Here is a 12948-nt window from a genome sequence, read left to right as displayed (position 1 = left end):
TCTTCTCTTCGTTTCTTTTTATATCTTTACCCTAATTTTGATTCCACTAAAAGTTTGACCTTTTTTGACTAACTTTATTTTACAACAATCGACAAATCGTAGCAAAAAAAAAGCTCAAAAATTTTTTACTGAAAAATGGAAAATTACGTTATAATAGTGGTATGTTTCGTTGTTTTAGTATATCGAAATGATTATCGTCATCCTTTTGTAATACAGGTAATTTTTATTACAAAAAGAAAGAGATGTGTTTGATATATGGTACTAATGGATAATATTCAAGAGAAAATGCATGCGCTTTTTCAAAATAATGGAGTTTTTATTAAAGTGAATAAAGATAGTAAAATTTTCTTAGAAGGGGAACGAGCTAAAGAAATTTATTATATTAAAACAGGGGCTATTTCGATTAGCCAGGAAACCGAAAGTGGAAAGGAATTAACAATTCGTATTTGCGGTCCTGATAGTATAATTGGTGAAGGCTCATTATTTTGTAACCTCACTTTTTTTTCGATGACAGCTAAAGTTTTAGAAACTTCAACGTTATATGTTTTAAGTCGTAAATCATTAGAGCATCTGTTAGTGGAGCAACCACATTTAATGGTAGAGTATATGAAATGGTTGCAAACAGAAAATTTAAAATACCAAAGCCGTCTACGTGATTTAGTGTTAAATGGTAAAAAAGGTGCTTTATTTTCAACGCTAATTCGCCTTTCAAATACGTATGGGAAGCCATTAGAAAATGAGTCAATTTTTATCGACTTTCCATTAACGAATTCAGAAATTGCAAATTTATGTGCTACAAGTAGAGAAATGATTAACCGTATGTTGAACGATCTTAAAAAACATCACATTCTATCCTTCGAAAAAGGCTATATTACAATTCTTGATTTACAATATTTAAAAAATGAAATTGCCTGTGAAAATTGCCCATTGCAAATTTGCCGTATTGACTAATTTATCAACTACGGCGTGACGTATCTAAGATATTCGCAAGTTGCTTTATCTATTAATTAAGCCGAGGGTATAATCCTCAGCGAATTCATCTTTGACATGTCTCCCCTACCTTTAAAAGCGGAGGACTTCTGCTATAGCAAAATAAATATTAAATCCCCGCTTACAGTTATGTGCAAGCAGGGATTTTTTATTCATATTGTTAGAAGTCAATCTTCTAGCGGACACCTAATGCCATTTTCGCATAGCGTGACATTTTATCTTTTGACCAAGGTGGGTTCCATACAATATTTACATTTGTACTTTTCACCTCTGGTAGTTCACTCATAGCTGTATTTACTTGATCGACAATAACCGGTCCCATTGGGCAGCCCATTGAAGTTAGTGTCATGGTAACTGTTGCTAAACCCTCGTCATCTAACTCTACATCATATACTAAACCTAAGTTGACGATATCAATACCAAGCTCAGGGTCGATTACGTTTTCTAATGCACTTAACATGCTGTCTTTCATATCTTGATCCATCTGTATTTCTCCTTTCGTCACAGTGTTAACTTAATCATAGCAGATGCTTCTTATTATGCCAAATGCTGTGCAAGCCAATCGGTTGCCGCCAACATACCTTCACGTGTTACAGTATGACCAGCATGTTTATCTGTAATAAATTTTAAGTTGCTCGGATTTTTATCGTAGTATGCACGTAATGTTAAATAAAAATTATACGTATCATTAAAAGGTACGGTTTTATCATGCTCACCATGCCAAAAGAATACAGGGCGGCCAGCGAATTGTTCTGGTGTTAAACTGATATCATACTTTGCGAGAAGTTCATTCGTTTTTTGTACTTCTTGTTCTGACATCGGAAATTTCACACCGTTTTTCGCCATTTGTTGCAATTGATATGCACCTAATTTAATAAAACCAGGGCCACCCATACATATTGCTGCCGTTTGAATCCAATCATAAAGTTTCAAACAGCCTGATGTGACGATCGCGCCCATTGAAGTGCCAGCCACACCAATTTTATTGTTAGCTATTAATTGCTTATTCTTTAATTCTTTATATAATTGCTCTACTTCATGAATAGAATTTAAGACGATATCCCAAAAATGTAAATTCATTTGAGTCTCTGTTAATCCTTCGCTGCGATCACCATGAAGTTTTGCATCTGGTAATAGGACACGCACCCCTTTATTTACTAACTGGTATGCATAATGTAAGTTATGTTCTTTTGCACTCATAAAGCCGTGTAAGAAAATTACTACCGGGGTATTTTCATTCATATTATCTGTCGATATATGTAACAAAGGAATATCTCCCCAAATTTCATTCTTTACTAACATTCTTGTCACTCCCAACTTTTGTCTAACCTTTTTTATGTTAGCAAACTTTTTTCAATGTGACAAAATTTTGACGTATGGATTACAAAGAGATACTATTCAAACATATAGGAAAGGGGCAACAAGCAATGAAACCGCATTTAATCGTTTTAGATTTAGATGGTACGTTATTAACGGACCAACAACAAATTTCTTTAAAAACAAAAAAAACATTATTGCAGGCTAAGGAACAAGGGCATCAGGTTATGATTGCCACAGGTCGTCCTTATCGTGCAAGTGATATCTACTATCATGAGCTTGGTTTAACAACACCTATTGTGAATTTTAATGGTGCTTATGTCCACCATCCTAAAAATGCTGCTTGGCAAACAATGCATACACCGATTGACTTAAACGTTGTCCGAGAGGTTGTTGATTCTGTTAATAGCTATGAATATGAAAATATTATAGCTGAAGTGAAGGATGACATTTATGTGCATACAGAGGATGATCGCATACTAAATATTTTTAACATGGGTAATCCTAAAATTACGTTGGGTGATATTTCGACAAATCTATTAGTTAATCCAACGAGTCTACTAATTCAAGCTAACGAAACTAATTCAATGATTATTCGAGACCATTTACAAGCAGTTCATGCAGAAGTTATAGAGCATCGTCGTTGGGGTGCACCGCTTCATATTATTGAAATTGTCCGTCGTGGCTTAAATAAAGCTGTCGGAATTTCACATGTAGCCAAAGATTTAGGGATTCCGCGTGAGCGTATTATAGCCTTTGGTGACGAGGACAATGATTTAGAAATGATTGATTATGCTGGTATTGGCGTCGCTATGGGTAACGGAATCACTAGCTTAAAAAACATCGCCAATGAAATTACAACTACAAATAATGAAGATGGCATTGCTAAAATACTTATTGAGCGCTTAAAATTAACATAGTTAAGTAGTAATTCCCATTTTTTTCAGACATAAAAAAATGAAGTAAGCAAAACTAGCATTACTAATAAATACAGTTTTTTAGGAGGTTAAGATGATGAAAATTTTTACTGATAGTGGATGTGATTTGCCGAAGTCTTACTACGAAGAGAATGATGTCATTCTACTTCCGCTACGAGTACAAGTAAATAACAATGAATATGATGATGTCATATCAATTGATTCTAAAGAAGTTTACGACGCTATCCGACAAGGTGCACATCCAAAAACTTCACAAGTTTCACCAGAACTCTTTTTAAAACAGTTTGAAGAGCTTGCAAAAAGTGGAGAGCAAGGCATTTATATCGCCTTCTCATCTGAATTGTCAGGTACGTATAGTACAGCTGTAATGATTCGTAACCAAGTAATTGAGCAATATCCTACGCTAAAGCTAGCAATTATCGATTCAAAATGTGCCTCATTAGGTCATGGCTTAATCGTTCAAGAAGCCGTTCAACTAAGGAAAGCAGGTACTTCGCTTGAAGAAATTGAAACAAAGGTCTCTTCACTCGCTTCACAGATGGAACATCTTTTCACAGTGGAAGATTTAGATTACCTTGCTAAAGGGGGGCGTGTTTCAAAAGCAAGTGCATTTCTTGGTGGACTCCTTAGCATTAAGCCTATTTTAAATGTCGAGGATGGCAAACTTGTACCGATTGAAAAATCACGTGGTCGTAAAAAAGCTATTACGCGTATGTTAGATATAATGCAAGAGCGTGGTGGTAATTTTTCTGACAAAATTGTTGGCATTAGCCATAGTGATGATACGGCCTTTGCTAACGAAGTAAAAGCATCTATACAGGAAAGATTCGCACCAAAAGAAGTTCAAATGACAATGATTGGCTCAGTTATCGGTTCCCATGTAGGACCAGGTACAATCGCTATTTTCTTTACAAATAAAAGCTACCAATCATAGCATAATGAGAACAGGACATAAGAGAAAAAGTGTTAGATTGATTTCAATCAATCTAACACTTTTTTACTATGCCGTTGATGTCCGCTACGGCGGTTGCTTTCCGCGGGCACACCGTAAGCCGCAACCCTCGCTAGCGCGCGGTTTGTTGCGCTTACGCTGCGTGCGTTCCCGCAGGAGTCACCGCCTTCGCTACCATCAACTAATGTTCTCTTCTAAATTTTATCTACTGTAAAAGAATTTACTAACAGCTTTGTTCCTCTTTTAAAGTTTTGTCCCAGCCTCTTGGCTATTTTTATTTTGCAGCGTCTTGTTCTTGACGACGTTTTTTACCTCGTTTAATAATAACAACGACGAAACCAATAAATACAACATAAACTAATCCAAGCGCAGCCATGTAAGGAATATTTAGCCCTTCATCGTCTTTAACTTGATAAATTTCTACTATTTCACGGTCTAAAATGACTGGGTAAACGCCCTTTTCATTTTTACGTACCTTTTCTTCTTGTAAAATGCCGTTTAGCATTTTGCCCTCACCAATTTGTTCAGGCGTTAAATCCACACGTTGTGTTTTCCCTGTGTTGTTCACCATAATAATCCATTGCTCATCATCGGATTTTCGTGTAAACACAAGTAAGCCATTGTCATTTGTAATGACTTCAAAATCACCTTTTCGTAATGTCGCCGATTGATTACGTAAAGATTGTACATTTTTAATATAGTCAATTAACTCTTCATCTGTTTTAAAATTGTATAATTGATGTGTATCAGGTTTCACTTCCCCGTTCATGGCAATTTCTGTACCGTACTGAACAACAGGAATTCCAGGCATCATAAATAACGCTCCCAATGCCATTTTTAATCTTGTTGGAGGGAACATATTTTCAGATGCGGAATCGAATGTAAAACGATGCGTTTGCAATGAATCAATCATAATTTGCGTTGGTTTCTCACTAGTAAAAGGCTCCATTAGCTTTGAAGAGTCTTTATCGACATTTTTAAACATATTACGGTAAATTTCTGCTGTTTCTGGCGAGAAGCTTGCATCAAAATTGGCATCGCTTTCTTCATTTGAAATAATGTATAATGATTTTTTTGTATCTTTTAGTGCTGTGATCATTGCATTAAGAAATGCAGAATCGGCATCCGCAATATTTGTTAAACGTATGCCACCAACATCATATGTAGAAACAAATTTTGTCGCTGATTCAATTAAAGCAGCTTGTACATCTTTATTTGTTAAATCCCATTGAATATGTCCATTATCTGTAGAGGCAATCCAGTTCTGTTTTGCTGCATCCTGTGCCCACTCATGATTAGGGCTTACATTATTTAAAGGAAAGTCAACCATGATCGACATATTTTTTTCTTTATATGCCTTCACTACACTTTGGAATTCTTCTGCTGTTCCAAAATGCTCTTCGATTTTACTATAGCTTGTTGGCATTGAGCCATCGTATATTTCAGTTTCGAAAATTGTTCCGATAGATACGATCGTATAGCCCATTTCTCCAATAAATTTTAGTTTATCTTGTAGACCTGTGAAGTCACCGCCTGCAAATTTCGTTGGGTCTTGCGTATTTGTATCAAAATCGTTGGTGCCTGAACCATTAAAGAAACGGTCAACGAGTAAATCAAAAATGCTTTCTTCTGCAATCGTTCTTGTTTGAACCTCATCTGCATGAGCTGGTGTTACACCAATCAATGAAGTTGCCAGTAAAAGCGATGCGGCTGTTGCGCCTATCCACTTCTTAAATTTCACTTTTATTCCCTCTCTTTCAAAGCAATCCAACGTCATTTTACCAAATAAAACAGCTACGTAGCTATCATTTCAAAATATTTTCCTGAAATGCAAAATGAATTACGACAAAAAGGTGTCAAATTAAGCCAACTTCAATAATAAAAGGCAGAGACAATAGAGAAAAAAATGTTAGATTGAATGGTATCAGTCTAACACTCTTTGCTATGTCGTTGATGTCGGTTACGGTGGGTACTTTCCGCTCAAGCCCAAATTATAAATTCCGAAAATTCATAATTGTTTCGGTGCCTGGCACTTTCACAATAAAAAAAGCCGTGAAGCAACAGCTTCACGGCTTTTTTTAATCATTATGCAAGGAAATTTTGTCCCATTGGTAACTTGAACCCTAAGAACATTGTAATCAGTAAGAATACTACAAATAAAATCCAGAACATTGTTGTTGGCTTATTTTTCTTTTGACGGACTAATACCATTTCCATCATGCCAATAACTAAAATACCGCCGATAAATTTAAAGCCATAAAGCATTCCTTGGCCGTAGTCCATTCCTTTAATAAATAATGCTCCACCTGTAATGATAATTAAAATGTAAAATAAACGTAATACCATATGTAAGCCTTTAGACTGCTTACCACTAAGTGCTGCGATTAAAAAGATTACGATACCAACTACCCAAGTTGTAATGTGTAAATGTGTTTGGTTAGTTAAAAAATCCATGTTTGTCCCACCTCATTTTTTTTCTATCAAACTATATCCTATCATGTGGTGGAAATGGTTTCAAATATTACAAATTGTGTTCACGAAATTGAATCAATTACGTCTCCACTTTGGCTAAACCCCACTAATTTCATTGCATTTTTTGGATTCATCCACCACCTAAGTAAAGGACTTTGCAAAAAACAAATTAAAAAATCCGCGGAGCTTACACTCGCGCGGACTATCCATATTATTCAAAATGATTTACTAACGTACCGATACCTTGAATGGATACTTTCACTGTATCGCCCGCTTTTAAAAATTGCGGTGGGTTCATTCCTTTTCCAACGCCTGCTGGAGTACCCGTTAAAATGACATCACCTGGCTCCAATGTAACATGTTGCGATAAAATCGATACTAACGATTCAACAGTGAACATCATATCTTTTGTTGTACCGTTTTGGCGTACTTCATCATTTACTTTCGTTACGACCGTTAACTCTTGTGGATTTGGAATTTCATCTTTTGTCACAAGGTATGGACCTAATGGGCAAGTGCCTTCTAGACTTTTTCCTAAGAAAAATTGCTTATGTTTATCTTGCAGGTCACGCGCTGTAATATCATTCGCAATTGTGTAGCCAAATACATAATCAAAGGCTAAGTTTTTCGGAATGTTTTTCCCACGTTTACCAATGACAACTGCAAGTTCACCTTCATAATCCATTTTTGAAGAAAGATCAGCATGAATAGATAATGTTTGGCCATCCGCAGCAATCGCTGTTGGAGACTTCGTAAATACCATTAAATCGATTGGTGCTGCTTCTGCACCCATTTCCTTTGCATGCTCATCATAGTTTTTACCGATACACATAATGTTTTTTGGCGTACGCGGAATTGGTGATAACCATTCAATCACTGTAAATTCACGCTTGAAGCTATTAGCACGATCTGATTTTTCTGCTGCCTCTACTAATTTACGAATCTGCTCAACAAAATCGAAGCCTAATGCAATGCCATCGACAATTGAACTTGAAAAAGAAGGGAGAACTTGAAGTTCGTTTTGAATAGCGAGTACATCCCATACCGCTTCTTCTTTTTTTACTTTTGGTCCAAAGCTTACATGTCCACCTAATTTAAATGATAAAATTTTCATGATTTTAAGAGCTCCTTCTTTTTTCTACATGATACAACAATATGATATAAATTACCTTACTTTTACGATAACAATTTTTAATGTTGCTAATTCTCTATCAATTAAGTGTATTACGAGTACTTTTTTAACTTGGCTCAGTCTTCGCCTTATATGTTAATTTACGCCATAAAGCCTCTAACGGACCTTGCTTCCACTTCGTTAGCCAAATTTCTGCCAAAATCATTTGCGCCACGATAATACCGATAGCAATTAACACACCAGTAGAAACACTAACTTTTCCATACCAGCCTAATCCAAATTGATAAAATATACATGTTCCGATAATGGATTGAAGTATGTACATCGTTAACGACATGCGCCCAATTTTTGCAAATGGACTAAGCAATTTTGGGACAACTGGCAGCAGACATAGTAATACAATGAGCCCTATATAACCGATTGATAATATCGGACCACCCATATAGACCTTTATATAATCTAGTAAATACGTACGAGTATATATGATCGGGGTACTTTTCAAAAAAATACCTACTGCGAGTCCTACTATTGTTAATACCAGCCATAGCCATTTCAGCTCTTTCGCTCGCTCTACTAAATGCCATTTGGAAGCAGCAGCACCTATTAACATAAATGGTAATACCATAAACAATGACGCAATCCACATTCCTATACCTGCCTGAACAGATAGGTCTGCTAAGCGTTGTAAAAAGGTATCCCCCCAACTACCTGTGCCATAAGCAGTAATTGCTTTTTCCACATCCGTAATATTTAAATACGTATCCACCTTCGTATTAAAGCTAATATAACCTACTACAAACAACATAAAAACATGCATAAATCCATTGATAATAATGCCGGTTAGTAAAAGCCAAATTGGCTTTAAACGTAGAAGTAACAGTAAAAAAATACCACAAAATGCATACATCATTAAAATATCTCCCCACCAAATAAGGACCGCATGCACCAAACCAAACATAAATAATACAATAAGCCTTCGAAGACCTGTTCCATAAAAGTTTTGTTCACGACTTTGGGCTTTTTGCCATTGCATCGCTAGCCCATAGCCAAATAACATAGAAAATAACGGATAAAAGCTGCTTTGCACATAGATATCTAAATTTTGCTGCCAAACTATATCTGACGGTGTTGTAAACCACGATCCTAAATCAATATGTGGCATTGGCAAATAAAAAGCATACATATTAACGAGCAAAATACCTAGTAAGCTCATTCCACGTAAAATATCTAATGTTACAATACGCTCCTGCAACATCGTCGGTTTTAAATTCACAAAATAGCCTCCTCTTCTTTCTTATCACGTACATTGCAATTTGCCCCCTTCTGCATGTAGGTAAGCCATATCAACGCTCACCTTCCATGCAGAAGTTTGCAGCTTGCAGTTTAACGCTTATGAAAGGAATACTACCTAATTTCACAGGCGAAGGTTTCCCTACGCATAAAGTGCCTGCTCAATATCAAACAAGTACAACACTTTTTCATTCACTTGTATGTGTAAAATCGATTCAATCGCCTCACTATAAACTCGTAGTTGTACACCATAGCGGCCTATAAGTTCCTTCGATAGCGCTGGCTCCTCCGCAAATTGAGAACTAATGCGGTCTGTTTTATAATCGAGTAATATCCAGTTGCCATAAACATCCTCAAACAGGCAGTCCACAATCCCCTGTACGATTTGCGCATCACCGTCCTCATCGACACGACTAATGGTAAATGGCATTTCTCTACGAATTTGCTTTGCGTTTTTGAAGCGTTGTCCAATATCAGTTGTAAAGAAACGAAAAATTTTCTCACATGGAACGATTTTGCTTTCCGCCTCCGTTAGCAACTGTTTTGCCACTAACTCCGCTACAAATTGCTCCACCTCTTGCACAGTTGAAAAGCCACACTGTGGTACATGCTGCATAGCCGTATGGACAGCTGTTCCCATTTCTGCACCTGTTAGCTGCTTGTCTTGTAAAAAGGTTGGTCTTGGTGCAATAGTAGCCTTGTCTTTTTTAGGTGCAGTAAAATAGTATTCTGGCTCTTCTTGACGTTGTAAACTTTCTACACGCTTAATTTCACTAACGGATGTTTTCGAACGTTTTAGAGTCGATTTTTGAAATGCATACTGCGCTTGGAAGCGAGCAGTAATTTCTGCGAGTAACTCTGCATCCTCTGGTGCTTCTAGCATCTGCTGTACGTCGCTATCGAGTGCTTGCGTGTCATACATAAAATGATATGTTGGAATTGCACGGATCCACCAACGTGATGCATCTTGTCTAGCCTTATATGGAGAACTTGCGATTGATGCAAAATCAGCATGTCTTGCAACAGCAGGTCCAACCCAGTCAAAATAACTATTTGCACGTGCACGTAAATAATCTTGCAACGGTGCATCCACAGCCAGGTTTTGAGCGTCCTGCCAAGCATCACGTGTTTTCCCCCAGCTTTTTACTGATCCTACTAAAATAAGTCGTTCCTTGGCGCGTGTCATCGCTACATATAATACCCGCATTTCTTCGGCTCTCATTTCAAGCTCTTTTTTCTCCTTCATCGCAAGAAATGGTAAAGAAGTATAGGTTATGCGATTTTCTGGATCAATCGCCTTGACCGCAAGCCCATAATCCTGGTCGAATAAATATGGGTTATGAAAATCCATTTTATTGAAGGGACGCCCCATTCCTGCAACAAAAACAACTGGGTACTCTAACCCTTTGGAAGAGTGGATGGTCACAAGTCTTACGACATCATCTTTTTCACCAATGGACTTTGCCGTTCCTAAATCATCGCCACGTGTTCGCATCCGGTCTATAAAGCGCAGGAAGCGGAATAAGCCTCGAAACGACGTTTTTTCATACATTAATGCTCGATCATGTAAAACGCGTAGATTTGCTTGTCGTTGTTTACCATTTGGCATTGCGCCAACCATTTCATAATAATGCGTATCTAAGTAGATTTTCCAAATTAAATCTGACAAAGATCCTCGTCGTGCTAAATCTCGCCAGTTTTCAAATGCCAGCATAAAACGTTGAAGCTTCTCAAATGTTTCGGATTGTACACCATGTCCTTCACTTCGAATAAACTGCCTTAATGCATCGTAGAACGGTGTTTTTGTATCCGCTAAACGAATTTTGGCTAACTCATTTTCTGTTAAACCTACAAAAGGTGCTCGCAACACAGAGGCTAGTGGAATGTCTTGATACGGATTATCTACAACCTTTAGTGTATTGAGCATAATCATCACTTCAAGTGCATCAAAATAACCTTTAGATGACTCTGCATAAAGAGGAATTCCAGCTAGCTTAAATTCTTCCACTAAATCGGTAGACCACGTCATCGAACGCATTAATATAACGATGTCACTGTATTTTAATGGACGCTCTGTTGCTGTTTTCGTATCGTATACTGTTGTGCCATCTTCCATCATTTGTCGAATTCGATCAATAATAAATCGTGCTTCATACTGTGATTTCTTTAGTTCCTCAAGCTCTGATGCCTCACTCATACTCTCTTCCTGTTCTTCATCCAATGCCTCTTCCTCTAGTGGATGCAAAACGACGAGTTCAACAGGTACCTCTTTATCATCATACGGTGCTGCGGGCTTTAATGAAGCATTGTCATCATAGTGTATTTCACCAACACGTTCGCCCATAATTTGCGCAAATACAAAATTTGTAGCGTCTAAAACCTCACTACGGCTTCGGAAATTAGCATTTAAATCAATGCGCATGCCAGTCGCCTCGGGATCCTCTAAAAATTCATTATACTTTCGCATAAAGAGCTTTGGCTCTGCTAAACGGAAGCGATATATACTTTGTTTTACATCTCCAACCATAAAAAGGTTGCCATCTTGCTCTTCACCTAGCTTGACCAATTGTAAAATCGTTTCTTGTAGCATATTCGTATCTTGATATTCATCCACAAGCACTTCTTTGAAACGTTTTTTCAAATCTAGCGCAACAGGTGATGGCTGTAATTTACCATCTACCTCTTCCGTTAAAATTTGCAGGGCATAATGCTCTAAGTCTGAAAAGTCGATAATTCCTCGCTCTAATTTTGCCAGACGGAAATGCTCGTAAAAAATAGTCGTCAATTCAACTAACGTTGCAATCGTTGGTGCCATTAGTCGTATTTCTTCAAGTAGACGGGCAGGTGTACGGACAAAATAGGTTTCTTTCAGCTTATTCATGATTTTTTTAGCAGACTCACGCTTTTTCTTTGCCAGCTCCTGAAGCTCTACATCGACTAAAGCATCCTTTGAAACACGCTTAAGTGTCGACCACTTCACAGTTGAAAAATAATCAAATAGCTGTTGCCACGTTCCTTCTTGACTAATCCGAATGCCTTCTTGAATCATTGCAAAATCGATTTCTGCCGTTTCAGCATAGGGAGCAGGGCCATCTGGCTGAAGCGTAATGGCACGCATTTCAGAAATTAATACGAACGCTTCCTCCAGGCTATGCTTAACAGTCAATTTCACATATTTTGATAACTCTAAATCATCTATTGTCACATCATCCGCTAACTTATATGTTTCTGGTAAGCTTCGTAACCATTTTTTCGGTTCAGCATGAACGCGTGAAGTATCATAAAGCTTACTCATTAATGTTTCAATCGCCTGATCATCACGATCTGATGTAAAACTATCCACTAGTCGATAGATGGCGTTGATTTGTGCTTCATCCTCCGTATCGTAGGCTGATTCAAGCACATCAGCTAAAATATCATCTCTAAGCAACGCAATCTCAGCTTCATTCGCTATTCTGAAACCTGGGTCTATATCGAGCATATAAGCATACTGCTTCACGATGGCTAAACAGAAAGAATGCAATGTTGATATTTGCGCTTTATTGACAAGACTCAACTGTCGTCGCAAATGGTTAGACGTCGGATTTTCTGCTATCGCTTTCTCAAGTGCCTCTGCCATACGATGGCGCATTTCAGCTGCCGAAGCATTGGTAAACGTTACAACAAGTAATTCATCAACATTAATTGGGTTTTCTGTTGCTACAACCTTCTCAATCATGCGATTAATAAGCACTGCTGTTTTACCAGAACCAGCCGCTGCTGAAACAAGGGTATCTTGCCCACTGGCATAAATCGCTTTCCACTGATCATCTGTCCAAGTGACATTTGCTGGCTTCACAGGTATTTGCTGCACCATG

The 12948-nt window shown here is 37.5% G+C and carries 10 protein-coding genes; 3 read left to right on the top strand and 7 right to left on the bottom strand.

The features are described 5' to 3' along the window. Positions 1 to 255: 255 nt before the first annotated feature. Positions 256 to 951: a Crp/Fnr family transcriptional regulator gene (locus tag ACIQXJ_RS00160; RefSeq protein WP_403048403.1), complete on the top strand. Its 696-nt coding sequence runs from the start codon at positions 256 to 258 to the stop codon at positions 949 to 951. Between the two features lie 214 nt (positions 952 to 1165). Here the strand turns inward: ACIQXJ_RS00160 and ACIQXJ_RS00155 are convergent, their stop codons facing one another. Both ACIQXJ_RS00155 and ACIQXJ_RS00150 read right to left on the bottom strand, forming a co-directional pair. Beyond that, positions 1166 to 1474: a metal-sulfur cluster assembly factor gene (locus ACIQXJ_RS00155; RefSeq protein ID WP_107895576.1), complete on the bottom strand. Its 309-nt coding sequence runs from the start codon at positions 1472 to 1474 to the stop codon at positions 1166 to 1168. Positions 1475 to 1527: 53 nt separating this feature from the next. Then, on the bottom strand, positions 1528 to 2292 hold the full coding sequence (locus tag ACIQXJ_RS00150) for a prolyl oligopeptidase family serine peptidase (RefSeq protein ID WP_403048401.1): 765 nt from the start codon (positions 2290 to 2292) through the stop codon (positions 1528 to 1530). A 125-nt stretch (positions 2293 to 2417) separates the two neighbouring features. Between ACIQXJ_RS00150 and ACIQXJ_RS00145 the strand changes: the two genes are divergently transcribed. Both ACIQXJ_RS00145 and ACIQXJ_RS00140 read left to right on the top strand, forming a co-directional pair. Further along, a complete protein-coding gene (locus tag ACIQXJ_RS00145; RefSeq protein ID WP_403048399.1) occupies positions 2418 to 3227 on the top strand; it encodes a Cof-type HAD-IIB family hydrolase in 810 nt (269 codons plus the stop codon). Positions 3228 to 3321: 94 nt separating this feature from the next. After that, on the top strand, positions 3322 to 4179 hold the full coding sequence (locus ACIQXJ_RS00140; protein ID WP_403054785.1) for a DegV family protein: 858 nt from the start codon (positions 3322 to 3324) through the stop codon (positions 4177 to 4179). Positions 4180 to 4471: 292 nt separating this feature from the next. Here the strand turns inward: ACIQXJ_RS00140 and ACIQXJ_RS00135 are convergent, their stop codons facing one another. The 5 genes from ACIQXJ_RS00135 to addA all read right to left on the bottom strand — a co-directional run bounded on the left by ACIQXJ_RS00135 (position 4472) and on the right by addA (position 12947). Continuing rightward, entirely contained in the window at positions 4472 to 5938 is a 1467-nt protein-coding gene (locus ACIQXJ_RS00135; protein ID WP_403048397.1) for an alpha-amylase family glycosyl hydrolase, read from the bottom strand. 344 nt (positions 5939 to 6282) lie between these two features. Further along, on the bottom strand, positions 6283 to 6651 hold the full coding sequence (locus tag ACIQXJ_RS00130) for a YisL family protein (protein WP_403048395.1): 369 nt from the start codon (positions 6649 to 6651) through the stop codon (positions 6283 to 6285). A 229-nt stretch (positions 6652 to 6880) separates the two neighbouring features. Beyond that, positions 6881 to 7783: a fumarylacetoacetate hydrolase family protein gene (locus ACIQXJ_RS00125; RefSeq protein ID WP_403048393.1), complete on the bottom strand. Its 903-nt coding sequence runs from the start codon at positions 7781 to 7783 to the stop codon at positions 6881 to 6883. Positions 7784 to 7907: 124 nt separating this feature from the next. After that, the gene (locus ACIQXJ_RS00120; protein WP_403048391.1) at positions 7908 to 9074 is read right to left on the bottom strand and encodes a DUF418 domain-containing protein; all 1167 of its coding nucleotides are present in this window, start codon (positions 9072 to 9074) and stop codon (positions 7908 to 7910) included. Positions 9075 to 9233: 159 nt separating this feature from the next. Continuing rightward, complete coding sequence (gene addA / locus ACIQXJ_RS00115) at positions 9234 to 12947, bottom strand: helicase-exonuclease AddAB subunit AddA (protein WP_403048389.1); 3714 nt, start codon at positions 12945 to 12947, stop codon at positions 9234 to 9236. Position 12948: the final 1 nt, after the last annotated feature.

Source organism: Lysinibacillus sp. NPDC097868, from assembly GCF_044761135.1.
Taxonomy (GTDB): Bacteria; Bacillota; Bacilli; order Bacillales_A; family Planococcaceae; genus Lysinibacillus.
Note: the sequence above shows the minus strand (reverse complement) of the source record. Positions and strands in the feature narration are given on the sequence as shown.